The 17,519-nt window shown below is 31.2% G+C and carries 20 protein-coding genes; 12 read left to right on the top strand and 8 right to left on the bottom strand.

Features of this window, described 5'->3' with window-relative positions; all coding sequences use genetic code 11:
* Positions 1-28 precede the first annotated feature (28 nt).
* The 3 genes from KHA90_RS19560 to KHA90_RS19550 form a co-directional block, all read right to left on the bottom strand.
* On the bottom strand, positions 29-1,558 hold the full coding sequence (locus KHA90_RS19560) for a SulP family inorganic anion transporter (RefSeq protein ID WP_213305179.1): 1,530 nt from the start codon (positions 1,556-1,558) through the stop codon (positions 29-31).
* A 237-nt stretch (positions 1,559-1,795) separates the two neighbouring features.
* The gene (locus KHA90_RS19555; protein ID WP_213305176.1) at positions 1,796-2,008 is read right to left on the bottom strand and encodes a hypothetical protein; all 213 of its coding nucleotides are present in this window, start codon (positions 2,006-2,008) and stop codon (positions 1,796-1,798) included.
* A 29-nt stretch (positions 2,009-2,037) separates the two neighbouring features.
* A complete protein-coding gene (locus tag KHA90_RS19550) occupies positions 2,038-3,027 on the bottom strand; it encodes a DUF6268 family outer membrane beta-barrel protein (protein ID WP_213305174.1) in 990 nt (329 codons plus the stop codon).
* Between the two features lie 176 nt (positions 3,028-3,203).
* Here KHA90_RS19550 and KHA90_RS19545 point away from each other — a divergent pair, with 176 nt between their 5' ends.
* From KHA90_RS19545 to KHA90_RS19525, 5 genes are all read left to right on the top strand, one after another.
* Positions 3,204-4,205 carry a sensor histidine kinase gene (locus KHA90_RS19545; protein WP_213305171.1) on the top strand — a complete coding sequence of 334 codons (1,002 nt, stop codon included), beginning with the start codon at positions 3,204-3,206 and terminating at the stop codon, positions 4,203-4,205.
* Positions 4,175-4,888, top strand: coding sequence for a LytR/AlgR family response regulator transcription factor (locus tag KHA90_RS19540; protein WP_213305168.1), 714 nt, complete (start codon positions 4,175-4,177; stop codon positions 4,886-4,888). The genes KHA90_RS19545 and KHA90_RS19540 overlap by 31 nt, the downstream gene beginning before the upstream one ends.
* Before the next feature lie 444 nt (positions 4,889-5,332).
* Positions 5,333-5,845, top strand: coding sequence for a hypothetical protein (locus tag KHA90_RS19535; RefSeq protein WP_213305165.1), 513 nt, complete (start codon positions 5,333-5,335; stop codon positions 5,843-5,845).
* 215 nt (positions 5,846-6,060) lie between these two features.
* The gene (locus KHA90_RS19530) at positions 6,061-6,534 is read left to right on the top strand and encodes a hypothetical protein (protein WP_213305162.1); all 474 of its coding nucleotides are present in this window, start codon (positions 6,061-6,063) and stop codon (positions 6,532-6,534) included.
* 284 nt (positions 6,535-6,818) lie between these two features.
* Positions 6,819-7,172: a hypothetical protein gene (locus KHA90_RS19525; RefSeq protein ID WP_213305159.1), complete on the top strand. Its 354-nt coding sequence runs from the start codon at positions 6,819-6,821 to the stop codon at positions 7,170-7,172.
* A 461-nt stretch (positions 7,173-7,633) separates the two neighbouring features.
* On the opposite strand, the gene KHA90_RS19520 is transcribed toward KHA90_RS19525, so the two are convergent.
* Entirely contained in the window at positions 7,634-8,332 is a 699-nt protein-coding gene (locus KHA90_RS19520) for a S24 family peptidase (protein ID WP_213305156.1), read from the bottom strand.
* 90 nt (positions 8,333-8,422) lie between these two features.
* Between KHA90_RS19520 and KHA90_RS19515 the strand changes: the two genes are divergently transcribed.
* Complete coding sequence (locus KHA90_RS19515) at positions 8,423-8,644, top strand: hypothetical protein (RefSeq protein WP_213305153.1); 222 nt, start codon at positions 8,423-8,425, stop codon at positions 8,642-8,644.
* Positions 8,645-9,016: 372 nt separating this feature from the next.
* On the opposite strand, the gene KHA90_RS19510 is transcribed toward KHA90_RS19515, so the two are convergent.
* Together KHA90_RS19510 and KHA90_RS19505 are read right to left on the bottom strand one after the other, a co-directional pair.
* Complete coding sequence (locus tag KHA90_RS19510) at positions 9,017-9,625, bottom strand: YkgJ family cysteine cluster protein (RefSeq protein WP_213305150.1); 609 nt, start codon at positions 9,623-9,625, stop codon at positions 9,017-9,019.
* Positions 9,626-9,780: 155 nt separating this feature from the next.
* Positions 9,781-10,206 carry a DoxX family protein gene (locus KHA90_RS19505; RefSeq protein ID WP_213305147.1) on the bottom strand — a complete coding sequence of 142 codons (426 nt, stop codon included), beginning with the start codon at positions 10,204-10,206 and terminating at the stop codon, positions 9,781-9,783.
* A gap of 288 nt (positions 10,207-10,494) precedes the next feature.
* On the opposite strand from KHA90_RS19505, the gene KHA90_RS19500 reads away from it, so the two are divergent.
* Entirely contained in the window at positions 10,495-11,724 is a 1,230-nt protein-coding gene (locus KHA90_RS19500) for a TMEM143 family protein (protein WP_213305144.1), read from the top strand.
* Between the two features lie 14 nt (positions 11,725-11,738).
* On the opposite strand, the gene KHA90_RS19495 is transcribed toward KHA90_RS19500, so the two are convergent.
* The gene (locus tag KHA90_RS19495; protein ID WP_213305141.1) at positions 11,739-11,954 is read right to left on the bottom strand and encodes a hypothetical protein; all 216 of its coding nucleotides are present in this window, start codon (positions 11,952-11,954) and stop codon (positions 11,739-11,741) included.
* Between the two features lie 369 nt (positions 11,955-12,323).
* Here KHA90_RS19495 and KHA90_RS19490 point away from each other — a divergent pair, with 369 nt between their 5' ends.
* The 5 genes from KHA90_RS19490 to KHA90_RS19470 all read left to right on the top strand — a co-directional run bounded on the left by KHA90_RS19490 (position 12,324) and on the right by KHA90_RS19470 (position 16,280).
* Positions 12,324-13,025, top strand: a complete 702-nt coding sequence (locus KHA90_RS19490) for a gasdermin (RefSeq protein WP_213305138.1) — start codon at positions 12,324-12,326, stop codon at positions 13,023-13,025.
* Positions 13,026-13,185: 160 nt separating this feature from the next.
* On the top strand, positions 13,186-13,650 hold the full coding sequence (locus KHA90_RS19485) for an Mpo1 family 2-hydroxy fatty acid dioxygenase (RefSeq protein ID WP_213305135.1): 465 nt from the start codon (positions 13,186-13,188) through the stop codon (positions 13,648-13,650).
* 7 nt (positions 13,651-13,657) lie between these two features.
* Entirely contained in the window at positions 13,658-14,407 is a 750-nt protein-coding gene (locus KHA90_RS19480) for a hypothetical protein (protein ID WP_213305132.1), read from the top strand.
* Positions 14,408-14,625: 218 nt separating this feature from the next.
* On the top strand, positions 14,626-15,372 hold the full coding sequence (locus KHA90_RS19475; RefSeq protein ID WP_213305129.1) for a hypothetical protein: 747 nt from the start codon (positions 14,626-14,628) through the stop codon (positions 15,370-15,372).
* A 194-nt stretch (positions 15,373-15,566) separates the two neighbouring features.
* Positions 15,567-16,280, top strand: coding sequence for an AAA family ATPase (locus tag KHA90_RS19470; protein ID WP_213305126.1), 714 nt, complete (start codon positions 15,567-15,569; stop codon positions 16,278-16,280).
* 321 nt (positions 16,281-16,601) lie between these two features.
* Here KHA90_RS19470 and KHA90_RS19465 read toward each other — a convergent pair whose 3' ends face one another.
* On the bottom strand, positions 16,602-17,504 hold the full coding sequence (locus KHA90_RS19465) for a PorP/SprF family type IX secretion system membrane protein (RefSeq protein ID WP_213305123.1): 903 nt from the start codon (positions 17,502-17,504) through the stop codon (positions 16,602-16,604).
* Positions 17,505-17,519 lie beyond the last annotated feature (15 nt).

Below are 17,519 nucleotides of genomic sequence, written 5' to 3'. Positions count from 1 at the left end.
ACTTGTTTCAATTCACAATTCGTCATTATTACGAAATCACTTTATATGTAGGATCTTCGATTACATTTACTTTAATAACTGCTTCGGCATTTTTAAGCAGCGTGATACAATCCGGACTTAAATGTTGCAATTCAATTACTTTATTAACCAGATTGTATTTTTTAGTCAAATTATTCAGCGCTTCAATTGCAGACATATCTGCGACACGACTTTGTTTAAAATCAATAATTACATGATTGGGATCGTTTGTAATATCAAATTTCTCCATAAAAGTGGCTATAGAGCCAAAGAATAAAGGTCCGTAGATCTCGTAATGTTTTATACCTGTTTCATCGATATAATGTCTGGCCCGGATTCTTTTGGCACTTTCCCAGGCAAAAACCAAGGCAGAAATTATCACTCCAATCAAAACTGCAAGTGCCAGATTATGCAGCAGAATAGTAATTAAAGCGACTAAAACACCAACAAAAATATCATGCTTCGGCATTTTATTAATGACTTTAAAACTTGCCCATTCAAAGGTTGTAATGGCAACCATCATCATTACGCCAACTAAAGCTGCCATTGGCAATTTACCAATTACAGGCGCGCCAAAAAGTATAATTATTAAAATCGTAAACGCTGCAATAATTCCCGAAAGCCTTGCTCTTGATCCTGCCGTAAGATTCACTAATGTTTGTGCAATCATGGGACAACCCCCCATTCCAAAAAAGAAACCATTTAAAATATTAGAACTTCCTTGCGCTATACATTCACGATTACTGTTTCCTCTGGTTCCGGTAATTTCGTCAACAAGATTTAATGTCAGCAAACCTTCGGTCAAACCTACAGCGACAACAATTACAGAATACGGAAATATGATTTTGAAAGTATCAAAAGATATGGGAATATCCGGGATATGAAAAGAAGGAAATCCGCCTTGAACAGATGCAATATCTTCGACAGTTTTGGTTTCGATATTAAAAATTAATACAATGGCAAATACTACCATTATTGCCACTAATGAAGCCGGAACTGCTTTTGTAAGCTTCGGGAACAGTACAACAATCCCAATTGTCAATGCGACTAAACCCAGCATAATATACAAAGGCGTTCCTTGCAGCCATGAAGTTTGTCCGTTGATAACGGTTTTAAATTGTTCGAGTTGTGACATGAAAATAACAACTGCCAAACCGTTTACAAAACCAAACATGACGGGTTGAGGAACTAACCGGATAAATTTACCCAGCTTAAAAAGTCCGATACAAATCTGGACTACTCCTCCAATTGCAACGGCGGCAAAAACATATTCTATGCCGTGCGATTTCATTAAAGCGATTAAAACAATAACGGTTGCTCCAGCTCCACCGGAAATCATTCCGGGTCTTCCTCCAAAAACAGCAGTTACCAATCCGGCAATAAAAGCGGCATATAAACCTACCAAAGGCGGAAAACCAGCTAAAATAGCAAATGACAACGATTCAGGAATCATGGTCATGGCAACTGTTAAGCCTGCTAGAATTTCATTTTTATAATTTACCTTTTGGGAAAAGTCAAAGAGATGGAGTGCTTTTTTCATAAGAGCACAAATGTAGAAAATAATGTCCAAAAAGAACATCAACCTTTTCAAATCTGAAAAAGCAATTCATGAAAAATCAAAAATCAAAACAGTTAACTAAACTGTTTTAAAAGAAAAAGAATAATCGAAATAATGAAACTTGTCATAACTAAATTTTCTAAGAAATTATTGTACAAAACTATTGATAAAAATGATATAAAACCGCGTATTTATACTTGTTTTTTATAGAGTAAAATATTAATCTAATCGAATGCATGTATAACCCAGACAGTTTACATGATCGATAATATTATCGCATTGCAAATCAACGCCTTCGATACGCAAAATTTTATCGCAGTCTTCCATATCAAAATTGATTCTATACTCCGGAAAATGAGTCTGAATTATGGCTATGACATAATTTTTATCTGCTTCTTTCTGGACATTTGTTTTAAAAACCTCAACAACCATAACTATTTATTTAATTTTTAGCTTTTAGATTATTTTCGCTGAAAAAGATTGTATGATATCCCCACTCTGAAATATCCTTGTGCATCTTCTTTATGATCGTATACATATTTATTGGTACGTTCTCCTTTTTCGGTGATTCGTGTACTAATAATATTGTTCACACCGGCTTTTACAAATGCAATTATTTTTGGCGTAAAGCAATATTCATAGGTAATACCGGATTTTAATTCCAACTGGTTCAGCTCATAAACTCCATTTAAATTTGAAGTGTTTAGATTTAAGTAAAAACTTTCAGAGTTTAACTCGGTCCCAAGTGAAATCCTTCCGTTTTCTGATAATTCTCTTCTAAACAAAAGGCGCTGTGGCAAAATAAAATCCATATCCCACTTTGAGTCTTTAAACTTATGATTTATTGAAAAAAGCGGCGTGACAGGAACAATCGATGATGGATCTAATAATCCCAAAGCACCAACTGTAATTGTAGTGCTTGGCGTTCTTTTAAGAACTATAATTGCAGATACAAATCCTTTTAATCGCTGTAAGTTATCTTCATTTCCATCAACACTTACTGTTGCATTGTAAATTATTGGTTTTTTAAAAAGCGTTGACATATAGGTCGCGCTTACTGCCCCGGCCCAATAATTAAAATCCTGGTTGCCTCTTGTAAAAGTTTGCGTGCTGGTATAATTGTAGATATCACCAAAACTGTAACTTTCATATTTATAACGTAAAGAAGTCGTTAATACCAATCTTTTAGATTTTGATGCATAAAACGGCATATTAAAAGCCGCTTTAAATCTGCTGTGACTTTCGATTCTTCCTTTTTCAAAACGATCTCCAAAAAGCTTCGAATCATAATTTGATGGTCCTAATTGTTCATATTGAACATCAAAAGTTCTTGTTGTCGGGAATTTGTCTACTATTGCTTTACCTAAAGTTTTCATTCCCGGTTCTTTTTCCTGAGCCATGGCTTGCAAAGACGTAAACACGACGATTAAAGAAATGATTTTTGATTTCATAAACTTGAATTAGATTGTTCTTGAGTTGGTATTTGGAACTTGAGACAAAAGTAATTGAGATGCTCTTATTATAATAGTTTAATTATACTAATGGCGTATCATTTATACTAACGGCGTTCGTATAATTTTAATCTCTAAAAAAGTAAACCTTATAATATTACGCTAATTTTGCCGTTATGAAGATTCTTAAAATTTATCAAAACTTTTTTCTCCGAAACCTCATCGTAAACGCTCTTATATACGGTATCATTCTGGCCTGTGTTTATGATGAAATAAGACTTGACGGACACGACTGGACTTATATTCTGACCAAAATTGCGTCTGGTTATTTTCCTTGTATTATCTGGATTACTATTTTCAATGTTTTTATTATAAAACCGTTTCTGTTCAGGAAAAAGTTCAAACTGTTTTTCACACTTCTTTTGGTTTACTGGACGCTTTTTTACTTTTTCATGAACTGGTTTTTTCCAATTGCAGGACTTGGAAATTTAAAAACACTTCAAATATTATCGTTAATTACTAACGGAACTTTCTTTTATTTTATTCATATCGTAATCACTAAAAAATTCTCTGAAACAGATAAGGAAATCATCAATTTCAAATCAGAACTTTCGTTTTTAAAACAACAGCTTAATCCGCATTTTTTGTTGAATGCCATGAATAATTTATACGGAGAATCATTATCTGATCCTGATAAATTGCCGGACAGAATCCTTAATCTTTCAGATATGTTGCGTTACCAGATTGAAGCTAGCAAAAAAGATTTTGTTTTACTGGAAGAAGAAATTGCGTTTATAAAAAAATACATTGAATATTATACTTTTCAGAATGAGCGCCTTGAAGTTACACAGCATTTTGAAGGCGATTTTGACAATATTGATATTCCGCCTTTGTTCTTTTTGCCTTTGGTCGAAAATGCGGTTAAATTCTCTGCCGAAACTTCTAAACCTTATATTATTGTAGATGTAAAAGTAAAATGCAATCAATTATCATTTACTTTAAAAAACAATTTCCTGGAATCCGGGTCGCGGCTTTCAAGCACCGGAATTGGAATCGAAAACCTTAAAAGACGCCTTGAAGTTTACGGTTTGCGACATGAACTAAACTGCAAAAAAGAAAAGAATACCTTTATCGTAAAATTAAAACTATGGCACTTACCTACCGCTGTCTTATCATAGACGATGAATCGCCGGCACATAAAGCGCTCGCATCGCACATCTCTAAATTTGACGATCTGGAACATTCCGGAAGTGCTTTTAGCGGAATGGAAGCGGTAAAAATGCTCAACGAAAACCACTACGATATTATTTTTCTGGATATTAATATGCCTGTAATTTCCGGTGTTGAATTGATGGAGTTACAACCCAAAAGACCTTTAACGATTGTTACAACGGCATATTCTGACTTTGCACTTTCGGCATATCAAAACGATGCTATTGATTATTTACTGAAACCTATTTCGTTCGAAAAATTCTCAAAAGCAATCGAAAAAGCCAAGATTTATTTCTCTGGAAATACCGCAAAAAAAGAAATCACTACAAATGCAAAAACCCTCTCTCACCGCTTAAACGGACAAATAACAGAAACGCTTTTAACGGATATTATTTATATCGAAAGTCTGGGCAACTATATGAAGCTTTACAGCATAAAACTAAAATCGCCTATCATTATTTACGGTTCGCTCTCCAGTATTTCGGCAGAAATTGACAGCACTAATTTTGTGCAAGTGCATCGCTCTTTTATTGTAAATGTTACTAAAATTACTTCTATTACTTTTAAATCACTTACTATGTTTAATGGGGAGATTGTTCCTGTGGGAAGGAAATATCAGATTTTGTTGGATAATTTGATAATGAGATAATTTGTCAATTAGATAATATTGAAAAGCTCAACTTAATGGTTGGGCTTTTTTTGTTTTTTGGTTTTTTGTAAATATTTGTAAATAAATTTAATCGATTATGGATTTCTACAAAATACAGAATTATTAAATGCTGAGATTTGGTCTGAATTAATAAACGCAACGATAGCGCGGATTTGCAATTCTTGCCCGTAAAGATGAGATGTAATTTTTTTCACTATTGCTGAAACATGCGGGCACGGATTGCAAATCCGCGCTATCTATTCAATTGAAACAAACTTGATAGTCTAACTGCGTCCATAAAGATATTTCAACATAAATATTATTTATAAAGTATTGTAATCCTTAATTTACTAAACAATTTTAGCTATTTTTAAACCATTAAAAGATAAAGTAACTTGTGCTTTATCTTTTAGAATCAACCTAAAAAATTTAAAATAATTATTAATGAATGGATTAAAAGGCATTTTATTTTTATTTGCGTGTTTCACTTTTCTTGTATCAATTGCATTAGCAGGAAGTAACTTGACATTTTATTTTAAACATAAAGAAATGTATCAAAATCCTGAACTATACACTAAAAAATATGTTTTATTAGATTCTAGCTATTCTGTAACAATAGGAAGTAAAAATAAAAGAAATCTTAATTACGGTTTGTCTAAAAAATTTGACAACTATAAAACTATTTTTAATTTAAACGCCCCAGATGGTGATGCACTATTTGAAGATGAAGTTAGTATTGAAACTTTTCCCGATACATTAAGCCAATCCATTTTTTATTATGCCTGGGTAAATAAACAAGAACAAATGGCATATATCTGTAATCCAGATGAAGAATCTATTCAGGATAATTGGATTTTTATGGATAAAATCTTTAATATTAAACTTACTATAGCTGGATTTATTTTTTCGCTTATCATTTTTTATTGGCTTAAAGTATATAAGATTTTTCAAAAATAAAGTTAATTTCAACATGTTCCATAATTCTAATTGGCCTTATAACTATTCCGTAAATTTGTACTAAATAGTTAATACTTCCTTTTATAACCCTATAAAATCACTCATTTTAGTTTCCCATAGATTTTTTCCTCAAAAAAAACTATCCCTAAACCAATTTTTCTTACATAAATAATTATATTAGCCACGCCACTAATCGTTAAAATAATTGTAGAAAAATGACTCTTTTTAATCTCCTATTTAGAAATTCAGATTTAGAATGTCCGCGTTGTCAAGGGAAAGCATTTGTTGACTGGGAAGATATACGTCGATTAGATAAAATCTTAAAATGGACGCCCGCTCCTTGTGCATATTGTTTGGGCACCGGAAAAGTCACTAAAGAAATACTTTCAAAAGTTCCTGTTGACTATACCTACCTCACTATAGATTTACCGGAAGCAGAAATGGACAAAATAAAAGAAGGTGACGAGGAAACATTAGAGAAAGGACGTATACATGAACTTTTTTTAGACGAACTGATAAAATATGTCGAAAATCATCATGTAAATAACAAAATGGATGCCGAAAGTATTGCCAATTTATATTTAAGCACCGAAGATGAAAATGCTTTATTTTCGTTAGAAAGAGAAAATCTGAAATTATATATTGAAAAGATAATTGAATTAAAAAGAATTGAATCAAATCAAAAATAAAAATCCAACCCTTCAGATATTCACAACACGAACGAATAAATTTGACAATTTAAATCATAATATAAATTTTAAACCAGATAAAATCAATTAAATGATGTTATCTGGTTTTTTTGCTTTTTGACTAACTTATTAAAAAAATATCTTACAAAAACAATAAGCTTTCAGACTTAAATAATTAACTTAGCGTAATAATTAAAGGTTTACATTTGATTGAAAACATTTAAAAAAGTCATATTTACATACTTAAGTTGCCTCATTTGAACTAAAATTCCCCAAATCTAAAAATGAATTTAAAGGAGAACACGCACATCAATAAAACCTACAAAAGTTTAGAGCGAAACATGACCGATTTTATAGAACTCGGCGAAGCTGATTATACCTCAAACGACGTTCAAAAATGTATGTCGTTACTTGAGGATTTCCTTGACGAAATTGCAAAAACAGATTCAAGAGAAACGGGGATTCAAAGCGTAAAAAAAACGGTTTTAGCGATTAATCATCTTAATGAAAGTTGCGAATATGAACTTGTAGAAACCGAACAAAGAGAAAAAATTGTCGATATTATCATTTTCGCAGGACATCTTAAAGGCTACAATCATATCTCTGAAGATATCACCGAAGAATGGCGCGAATGGTAAAGATGACTACTATGTTTTTTTTCAACAAATAAAAACTTTGCGTTTTTTACTTTCACGGCAAAAAATAGCCAAAAACAGGTATAAATACGCATTGCCGAAACTTTATTAAGTAGTAAAATTGCGGTAAATAATTTTTACTTAAGATACATAGTTTTCCCGAATAGGAAATTATAAATGCTGTCATTTTTTTTGGAACAATTAAAGTGAGATCTTTAATCGATGCCCATCGATTAAAGATCTCACTTTTTTTTAGAGTATTTTGTTATTTTGAGGAACGAAGACATCATCGATTTTTAATTGGTAAAGCAATCTCCGCAAATAACTCCGTCCAGAAAAATCTTTGCGTAGTTTCTTGCAAGGATTCCTGCTTTGTCGAAATGGCAATTGTTGGGTTACTTTGTCTAAGAGAAATAACTTTAACTAAGAATCTCAGCAACTCAAAACCTTAACAACTTTTTAAATCAAAACTGCGAATTAATTCTAATTGAACCTTTAACCAGCGCAAGTGACTTTATACTGCTTACCGGAAACTCTAATGTTTGATGTTCCGGATTTTGGGCTACAAACTGTACATATGACTCGCGATCAGATTGTTTTAGGAAACGGGTAAAAAAGTATTCATTATCGTCATTGTTAACATAGATAAGATACATTTCGCCCCAGATGATATTCTGTTCCAGATTATATATTTTTTTATACACCACAATATCCCCACTTTTTAGTAGCGGATGCATACTATCGCCGGTAACATATAATGCACCATCACAATTAGAAATTTTTGGGATTCTGATAAGGTCAACAGGTTTCTGATTTTCGTTGTCTCCAAACAAATCAATAATTCCTGCTGTAGTTTGAATATCATAAAGCGGAATCTCAGGATTATCGATTGCTTTTCCTGTTTTTTGATAGAGTCTGGTATTTTTTTCATGCAAAACATCCCATTTTATCATATTTCCGTCACCGGTCATTAGCCATTCAATATTGATGTCCCTATACCGATTTAAGATATTTTCTAATTTATCGATTCCGATTGTCTTATTCTTTTTCAGTTGACTGGCAAATGAACCATTAGACATCCCAACTTCTCTCTCCAGAACACTGACTCTAATACCTTTATAGTCAAGGTATTGTTTAATTCTTTGTATTGTATTTTCTGCCATAAAGCATTTTTTTTAGAAAAAATCCTACATTAATTAGTTATTTAAGAAATATCCTACTATATTTGTCTCGTTGATAATACAAACAAAGCGATGGGCAAAAATATAAAAACTAAACCAAGTTATAACCAAGAAATCCTAAAGATTATAAAAAATAAGTACGGATATTCTGACGACTATATTCGCAAATCGATACGAGGCGATCGTGTAGGGCATATTTCGGACATGATAAAAGTGGAATACAATAAGCTCAATAATGAATCAAAAAAAGCAATTGAAACTAAAGCAGAACAATTAAAAGATCAAAAACCATAATCACATTTAATAATTGTAAACAGAAATCCTTATTGACAAGTTCTTTTTTTTAGAGAAGTCCTAAAAGCAACAATTACAATACAGCAATTTTTAAAAATTTCATTGTTTCTTTTATTGCTGTATTTAATGAGGGAGCTACTGACTCCCTCATTTACCTATATTACTCAAGTTATTATTTCTGTCCTACGTAAATCCTGAAAAGGAGTTGAGGCACCGCAATAAGCACGCACAGCATCTCCTATTATGCTGGGCTGCTTGCGGTGATTCTTCAAAAAGTAATATGCTGAAAATTGAGATTTATTAGAAAAGTCTATCACCAAATATTCGTGTAACCTTAATGGAAATTTAGAAATGATGTAATCGAAAAAAATCCTAAGCGATATTTTCTAATCCGCCAGGAAATGGTCTATAGGCATAATAATGCAAAACTTCTTCAATCGCTATTTTTAAAGCTTCATTTATTGGAAGTAAAATAACGCCCATTCTAAGGTCAATTTGCGCCAGCTGCATGTAGTAATCGGTAAAAATAGGCACATATTGCCCTTTTAAAATTGACTCTTCGGCTGCATTGAAGTTTTCTTGTTGTTGTTCCTTTATTATTTTGCAAGTTGCTAACCGTAATTTTCCATATTTATCGGTATTTGCGGCGTAACCAAAAAGTCTGCATATTAATCCGCGGTAACGGTAATTACTGCAATTTCCTTTATGATATTCTAAAACAGAAAGCGGACGATATAATAAACAATTTTTTGTAGTTGAATTGTTTATGAGCATTAAAGTTTCCTCGGCTTTGCCATTCAAAAATAAATGAAACGCCCACGGCAAAAATTCTAATGGAGATGCATCAATATCGGGTGTCGAACAACATTTGCCACAACCTGTATTGCAATACAAATGAGTAGCAGATTTAAATGCAGAAACTTCAATTTCAAGCCGATCAAATAATGCTTCAACCTTTTGAACTTTGTCCTCTATTGTCATTCTTTTTTTGGTAAGGTAGACTAATAGAAATGGCTCAAGCCACAAATCGACTTTATTGTGAAGAGATTTGGGAAATGCTTTTTGTTTCAAGTTTGAAGTTTCACGCTAATTACAAAACCTTTACCTCTTTAAAGCTTTATAACTTTACGCCTCTTTTAAGAAATATTCGAATTTCTTCTAAAATAAGCAATTGCTCCACTGGACCACAAAGCCATAAAAATTAAAACGGGCTGAAAAAACAATCTTATCAAACGAGCCTGATCTGTGTCAAGTCCAAAAGCGCTGGTTCCATTTAAATATTGGGCAATATTTCCAGGAAAAACCATAACGTAAAATAATGCTAATGCAATTCCTACTTTTACTTTATACTTCGTTAAAAATACCATGCAAAGTCCTAATGCTATTTCTACTATTCCGGAAAGTAGTACAACTAGATCTTTTTCAAGTGGAATCCAGTTAGGAACTTGTGCCTGAAAGTCATCTCTTTGATATGTAAAATGACCAATTGCTGCCAGTATCATAAAAATTCCCAATAATATTCTGAAGAAATTTTGCGTTTTAGTTGTTTGTACATTTTCCATATTGAGTAGTAATTTACTTTATTTTTTTTGTTTACAATTTTTAAATTAAGATTATTCCTAAAATCAATCCATCCAAATTTACAATAATCTCAACTACACTTTTTGTAAAGTTTCTGTATAAATGTTGTGTAATATCCATGTATTTATATACTTTGAAATTGCCTTATTTTTAACCTTTACCTTTTAAATAGAAAATAACTAAACTTTAATACAAAATGACTTCCAAAATCAATTTCGGATGCTATTTTTGTCTTCTGGAAATGCCACAAATTTAAGACCAAAATCTGTATGACACGAGAACATTATATTCCGTTTAATAAGGAATTCTTACTCGAACAACAAATAACCTATTTCGATCATGATCAAAAAAAAATCGACGATTTCAAAAAACTATTTGATATCATCGAACATTATTTTCATTATGAAGCTTTTAACCTCAACCGAAATTTAAAACAGCATTATGCTTTATTTGATCCGGATTTAAGCGTAAAAGAACGCAAAAGTTTTTTAGGAAAAAGCGATTTCACAGTTTTTAAGCAAACCCTTCGAACAGTTTTAGAGCAAGGTAATTATCGCAGAATCGATGAGGAAACTTTAGACAAAGCCTTTGAAGACTCAGATTTAATAGGTTTGAGGCTATCAATTGATTTTAATGCTTTTAAAGATTACGAATTATACGTTCGTGGTCATCATAAAGCTAAAGAAAAAGTCAAAAAATATATCTTTTGGAAAAAAGAAATTGAGATTGAATATTATGACCGTGTAATGATTTATCTTAATTATAATGAGGAAGATTATCTTACAGAGAAAAAAGTCAAATTAGGAAAAATGCCTATTGATCCGGGAACTATTGCCTTAAAAATTTTCAAACGAGTTCCAAAAAATGATATCGAAACCATTTTTCCAAACGCAATTCCAAGAATGTCTGCAAAGGACAAATTATTCTTTTGGGTTCCGGGTATTGGCGGCGGAATTTCATTATTGAGTACTACCGTAATTCCTGCATTAATAGGTATGTATGGAGCATACCAAACTGGCGAAGCGATTGATTTACTAAACAGTAAAGCTTCATTAAATCAAGGTTTAATTGCTTTGGGAATCTTGTCTTTGTACTTATTTCGTCAATACAGTAATTTTGTAAACAAGAAAATTAAATATTCAAAAATACTTTCAGACAGTCTTTATTTTAAGAATTTAGGAAACAATAGCGGTGCTTTTTACTCCTTATTAAATTCATCTGAAGAGGAAGTGCTTAAGGAAACCATTCTGGCATACACGTTTTTGTATAGAAGCGAAAAACCTTTAACTGCTCAGGAACTTGACGATGAAATTGAAAACTGGTTCAAAACTAAGCTCAACACAGATCTGGATTTTAACGTAAAAGATGCTTTGTCAAAATTAAAAAATATTGGTCTTGGTATAGAAACAAATGGCAAATGGCAAGTTATAGCTTTAGAGAAAGCACTTGTGACAATTGATGAATTATGGGATAATGTTTTTGAGTACAATCAAAAATAGATTTTATACTATTTTCAAGGCAGAATTACCATAACTAATAATGCCAAAAATGAAGAAATTAAAGTAAAAATAATCAACGAGCCAAAAATGAATTGCAGGTCTTGTTTTTTATTTTTACGATTGTAATTATTATAATAATCGTATTTTCTTACTGATGTATTATTCTCTTTATTTTCTAAAATAATAGAGAGCATAATTGGTGTTGATTCTTTTAAATTTTTTGGATACATAATTTAGGTATTTGATAGTAATTTTAATCAGAACAAAATTAAGGATCGGCGGGACAACACTTATCCGCTATACGTTTTTAAAATAGTAAAATAGGATATAATCTAAGTTTATTGTTTTAAATCTAAAACAACCTGCTTATACTTTGTCTACAGTTTAAAACCAAAAACAAGTTTTTGAGCATTTTAGATTCTCTTTTTACCACCCATAAATCTAACACAATTGTAACCTTAATTTGCTGCATATTGTTTAGCTTTGTAAATAAATAAAGACAAATATTAAAATTAAACTAAGATTTAATTTGTATTTCATTGTAAAAGAAAGCATACCAAAATACCCCATATCAATATGTTAATCTAAAAAACAATAAAATGAAACTTACAAAATTTTTAAGCGAACAAGGTTATGACATTATCGAAGGACCTGTTAGAAACCATAAACCATTGCAATTATGGCTAAAAAAACCATTTGACGAAGCGCAGCTTTATTATGCCAGTATTGAACATGCCTTTACAAGTAATGTTGCATTAACGGAGATTGAGAATCCGGCTTTAAGCATAAATTCTACTCAAAAAGATGATTACGGCTTTAATATTGGTATTACGTTATTACAAGAAATATTAAAGACACTTGGACTTGGTGCATTTGAAATTGCGAATACTATCAAATCCGGAAAAACCGTAACAATAAGTTATGATAATTCCGTTACAAAAGAATATACGATTGGCAATATTGAAGATTATTTATTCTCGGCAGATTTTCTGCATCCAAATCCTTCTTTGCTAAAAAATGCAAATCGCAATTATATCTTAATTGTAACAGGAACGGTATTTGCAAAAAACCTTATTGTTGATATTGAAACCGATTTTACTTTAGATAATAATCTAATTGCAAGTCTAAACGAAGTTGCAAGCGGAAAACTTGATTTTACAATTGACAATCAAAATAAATTAAGAATGGTTTCTAATGCCGAAATTCATTTTCCGATTGCTGTTAAAGCTAGCAGAATTGATTTTGACAGAAGCCGATTTCAAAAATTAATTTTGGTAACAGATACTAATAATATCTTTTGATACTGAATTTGTTTATAAATACTTTTTATAAAAATGCGTAAATGTTTCTGACTTTGCGCATTTCGCTTTTAAACAGTTTCTCAATTTCAAAGAAAAGATAACAACTGCGACTAAGCAAAAAGAAATTTTATTAGATTTACATATATCTAAACCCAAAACAATGAGAACATTAGACCAATGGTTTGAAGAATATGCTGTAAGTCATCAAAACCCGAAAAACAAAGCAATACATTATATTTGCGTTCCTGCGATTTACTTTTCTATAGTGGGATTATTAATGAGTATTCCCAGCGGCATTATTGCAAATACGCTACAACTAAACGCTCCTATTATTGAAAACTGGGCTGTTGTTGTACTAATTTTTGTTCTCATTTTCTATATTCGATTATCTTTTTCTATGGCATTGAAAATTGCTGTTCTCTCGGCGATTTGTTTGGTGGTTAATTATTATATCGCACAGGTTTTTCCTTTATGGATTTTCTCAATTGGTGTTTTTGCGATTGCGTGGATCGGGCAATTTTACGGACATAATATTGAGGGCAAAAAACCCTCTTTCCTGAAAGATCTTCAATTTTTAATGATTGGTCCGGCGTGGGTTGTGGAGAATATATTTTCTAAGAAGTAAATCAATAATGGTGAAATCAATAATTTTCATACTATTATTTTCAATAGTTAGTTGCTCGCAAAAAAATAACGAGAAAATAGTATCTCTTAAAAAAGAATCTACAAAAAAAGTAATAATTAAACCTGAAGCTAAATCAGATACTATAAAAACTGTTTTAGAGGAAACTTTTACTGATAGCACTCAAGTGGGAATCAAAGGGAAATTTAAACTTATTGTCGAACAATTTAGAAGTAATGACAGTTCGTATGTTGAAATTCATTTGTTTGAAAAAAGAAATCAAAAGTGGGTTTTACATCAACAACTGGAATATTTAAAAGATGGCGTTACTAATTGTGAACCGGAACTTAAGGATTTTAATAACGATGGTTTCAATGATTTAACTTTCAAATCTTCTGTTGCCGCAAGAGGAGCAAATGAAATTAGAAAACTCCTTATTTTCGACAAAGTCAAAAAGGAATTTATATTGATGAAAAATTCTGATCATTATCCAAATTTAGAATATAATAAACTTTTGGATTGTGTTGATGCCTGGCTAGTTTATGGAGGAAATACAACCGTTTTTTTGAAATTAGAAAAAGACAGTTTAAGAGAATTTGCCGGTGTTTCCTTAGAAAATCAGGAGAGAGAAATTTATCTTCTGGACAAAAATGGAAAACGCAAAACCTTAAAAAAAGAATTTGTCAAAGATTTGGAAGTTTATACTCGATTTAAAAACTATAATCCTTTGATTGAAGAGACTACAGATTCTAATAACTAAGGTTTGATTTTATACACTACGTTTTTTATTGAAAAAATCTATTTAATAATTTCGCTTATATTTTTTGCCTCAACTTTTACGAATTTGTACAAACTTAATTTGTGTTTTTGCGTACAAAAATGAGTAGAAGTTTACTGCAAAAAATCCTGACTTGAGATTTTTTATTTCAGTTATAAAAAAATATAAGTTAATAACTACCAACTAAATACACCAACAAAATGAAAATTGATGACAAGGAAATTAAAATTGAAAGTTATGATATTTTCACTTACAGACGAATCAGACGTGCCATTGGATATTTAGGAATTAGTCTTCCTATACTTCTGGTCGGACTGTCTTTGATTTCATTATTTAAAACTGCTGTTCAGCCTTCTATAAGTGATTATTATTATACGAACTTAAGAGAAATCTTTACCGGAACTTTATGTGCCGTTGGGTTGTTTTTAATTTGTTACAAAGGATACGGAAATTCTTCAATCTGGAAAAATGATAATTTACTTACTAATATTGCCGGAATAATGGCTTTGGGCGTTGCATTGTTCCCAACAAATCCTGATGATTTTAAAGCTAAAATTTACACTCTTATTCCTTATTCCGAAAAATGGTTAGGCTGGCTTCATTATGGTTTTGCCGCTCTCTTATTTTTGATTTTTGCTTTATTGGCAATTAATGTTTTTACAATTGGGCAGGAACACGAAACCAGAACGCCTAAAAGTATACTGAACGAAAATAACATTTATAGAGTTTGTGGTTATTCAATTATAGTTTTTGTAATTATGGTTCCTATAGCCGAAACTTTTAATTTATTTAATTATTCTACATTAGTTTTTGAAGCTCTTTCGCTATTTGCTTTCGGAATTGCCTGGCTAATAAAAGGTCGTGCATTGGGAGACAAAGGCGTTATTGGACAAAAAATCTATCAGGAAAATAATCCTGTAAATACTGAAAAAGTCTTTGAGGAATAACGTTTTTTTTATCATCAGAAGTAAATAATTAAATGTTATTCTGATAAATCTATTCGTAAATTAAAAATAAAGAAACCAAATGTTGATTCAATCTCAACCTCGACATTTGGTTTCTTTATTTTTAACTATTGAAAAGAAATTTTGAAGGTGAATATCACGGAATAAACTATAATTTTGCATCAAATAAAATTCTAATGAATCTATACGAACTTACCGTAAACGATACCGAAAAAATAGCTTTAGCCGATTTACTTTTTAGTGATGAAAATAAAATTGCTTTAACTCAGACGATTAAAGAACATCAATATCTGGAGGAATTAAAAAAGTACAATCTTAAAGTAGATAATAAAATATTACTTCACGGACATTCCGGCTGTGGTAAAACAACTACGGCAAAAGCTATTGCTACTGCTTTAAATAAAAATATTGTTATTATAAACCTGAGTACTTTAATTAATGCGCGAATTGGTGAAACATCTAAAAATGTAAAAGCCATATTCGACAAAGCTATCAGGGAAAAGGCTGTATTATTTTTAGATGAATTTGACCAAATTGGCAAAAGTCGCGATAGCGATGATAAAGATGTGGGTGAAATGAGGCGTCTTGTCAATACAATTATTCAATTGATTGATTATTTTCCAACTGATAGTTTACTTATTTGTGCAACAAATCATTATCATTCTATTGATACTGCATTGCTAAGAAGATTTCAATTGCGGTTAGCATTCCAAATGCCAAATGACAGTGAATTAAATCTTTACTATGATAAATTGCTCTCCGACTTTCCTGTTCATTTACAAGCAATTTTGCGTAAATACAATATCTCTTATGCCGAAGCTAAAGATTATATTAATACTACCATGAAGAAACAAATTATTGCAGAACTCGAATTTCAGAAACAATTATAAAATTACTTTGATTAATTGCTAATAGTAGACCTTCATTTACTGCTGCATCAGGTACAAGTTGGATTATATACTTTTTAATTATTCCTATTTTGTTTTTTTGTTTTTCAACTGCATTTATTCTCAGGACAAAATAGCAGGGTATTTCATGAACAATAAATAAAATACACTTTTTTCTAAAATTATTTAAATGATACATTTACAAGAAAGACATACTAAATTGCATCATTTATAGAAAATCTAAAAATCTAAAAACATTCAAAAAAAAAAGCTAAGAAATACATCACATATTCCTTAGCTTTTTAAATAAACTTCTTAATTTTTTTATTTCATTTTGTAATTCAGTCCAACTTCAAAAGTATTGTTTGCATAAGCACCCAAACTTCCAAAATATTTAGAATAAGCAAGGAAAACGCCTAAATCATCAAGTGAAATTCCAAATGCTGTTGAAACAATACTATTGGTATGGTAAAATGCAGATATATTCATTTTATAATCCGGGAAATTAAATCTTCCCCCCATATCTAAAATATCTTTGTGTCCTTTAACACCTCTGTACGCAACCAATGGCTCAATATTTAAGTTTTCATCGTAATTAGATAATAATATCTTGTAACTTACAGCTGAATAAAAAGTAGAGCGATCTGCGTAATTTTTTACTCCATTATCATTTTCATAGAAAAGATTATGAAGTTTTGGCAATGATGCCTGAACTGTCAATAATCTACTGGTATAGGCAATACCTAAATCTCCATCTAATTGTGCTCCTTCATTAAAGTTCTGTAGAACAACATCATCTTTATCCCCTACCATTTTACTGTAATCAATTGATGCAAATTTTGCACCCGCAGACAATCCAAAATGAATTTTGTCTTCTACTCCTATCGGTAAATGATAAGCATAGGTTCCCATTATTCTTGTTCTATTGATTAAACCGGCTCTGTCACTAGTAACGTTTAATCCTAGCCCTGTTCTATTTCCTGAATTGTATTCAAAGGTGGCATTCATTAATATTGGATTACCGGGAACTTCGTCCCATTGTCTTTGGTAACCTAAGTTCAGTTTTACCCCTTCCTCTAACCCTGCCATAGCAGGGTTATTAATATACTGGTTTTGAAAATACATAGACTCGTATTCTGTTAACTGCGCATTTGCGGAATTTGTTCCTAATATAAGCAGGAACATAATTATTGGCAAATAGATTGTTTTTATTGATTTTATTTTCATTTTATTTATCTCTGT

Origin of the sequence: Flavobacterium psychroterrae (assembly GCF_018380615.1) — a bacterium.
Classification (GTDB): Bacteria; Bacteroidota; Bacteroidia; order Flavobacteriales; family Flavobacteriaceae; genus Flavobacterium; species Flavobacterium psychroterrae.
This window is presented reverse-complemented; position numbering and strand designations above follow the sequence as displayed.

Excerpts from the sequence above, each read along its gene's own strand:
- KHA90_RS19560 (WP_213305179.1), bottom strand. The coding sequence starts at position 1,558 with ATGAAAAAAGCACTCCATCTCTTTGACTTTTCCCAAAAGGTAAATTAT.
- KHA90_RS19555 (WP_213305176.1), bottom strand. The coding sequence starts at position 2,008 with ATGGTTGTTGAGGTTTTTAAAACAAATGTCCAGAAAGAAGCAGATAAA.
- KHA90_RS19550 (WP_213305174.1), bottom strand. The coding sequence starts at position 3,027 with ATGAAATCAAAAATCATTTCTTTAATCGTCGTGTTTACGTCTTTGCAA.
- KHA90_RS19545 (WP_213305171.1), top strand. The coding sequence starts at position 3,204 with ATGAAGATTCTTAAAATTTATCAAAACTTTTTTCTCCGAAACCTCATC.
- KHA90_RS19540 (WP_213305168.1), top strand. The coding sequence starts at position 4,175 with ATGGCACTTACCTACCGCTGTCTTATCATAGACGATGAATCGCCGGCA.
- KHA90_RS19535 (WP_213305165.1), top strand. The coding sequence starts at position 5,333 with ATGAATGGATTAAAAGGCATTTTATTTTTATTTGCGTGTTTCACTTTT.
- KHA90_RS19530 (WP_213305162.1), top strand. The coding sequence starts at position 6,061 with ATGACTCTTTTTAATCTCCTATTTAGAAATTCAGATTTAGAATGTCCG.
- KHA90_RS19525 (WP_213305159.1), top strand. The coding sequence starts at position 6,819 with ATGAATTTAAAGGAGAACACGCACATCAATAAAACCTACAAAAGTTTA.
- KHA90_RS19520 (WP_213305156.1), bottom strand. The coding sequence starts at position 8,332 with ATGGCAGAAAATACAATACAAAGAATTAAACAATACCTTGACTATAAA.
- KHA90_RS19515 (WP_213305153.1), top strand. The coding sequence starts at position 8,423 with ATGGGCAAAAATATAAAAACTAAACCAAGTTATAACCAAGAAATCCTA.
- KHA90_RS19510 (WP_213305150.1), bottom strand. The coding sequence starts at position 9,625 with ATGACAATAGAGGACAAAGTTCAAAAGGTTGAAGCATTATTTGATCGG.
- KHA90_RS19505 (WP_213305147.1), bottom strand. The coding sequence starts at position 10,206 with ATGGAAAATGTACAAACAACTAAAACGCAAAATTTCTTCAGAATATTA.
- KHA90_RS19500 (WP_213305144.1), top strand. The coding sequence starts at position 10,495 with ATGACACGAGAACATTATATTCCGTTTAATAAGGAATTCTTACTCGAA.
- KHA90_RS19495 (WP_213305141.1), bottom strand. The coding sequence starts at position 11,954 with ATGTATCCAAAAAATTTAAAAGAATCAACACCAATTATGCTCTCTATT.
- KHA90_RS19490 (WP_213305138.1), top strand. The coding sequence starts at position 12,324 with ATGAAACTTACAAAATTTTTAAGCGAACAAGGTTATGACATTATCGAA.
- KHA90_RS19485 (WP_213305135.1), top strand. The coding sequence starts at position 13,186 with ATGAGAACATTAGACCAATGGTTTGAAGAATATGCTGTAAGTCATCAA.
- KHA90_RS19480 (WP_213305132.1), top strand. The coding sequence starts at position 13,658 with ATGGTGAAATCAATAATTTTCATACTATTATTTTCAATAGTTAGTTGC.
- KHA90_RS19475 (WP_213305129.1), top strand. The coding sequence starts at position 14,626 with ATGAAAATTGATGACAAGGAAATTAAAATTGAAAGTTATGATATTTTC.
- KHA90_RS19470 (WP_213305126.1), top strand. The coding sequence starts at position 15,567 with ATGAATCTATACGAACTTACCGTAAACGATACCGAAAAAATAGCTTTA.
- KHA90_RS19465 (WP_213305123.1), bottom strand. The coding sequence starts at position 17,504 with ATGAAAATAAAATCAATAAAAACAATCTATTTGCCAATAATTATGTTC.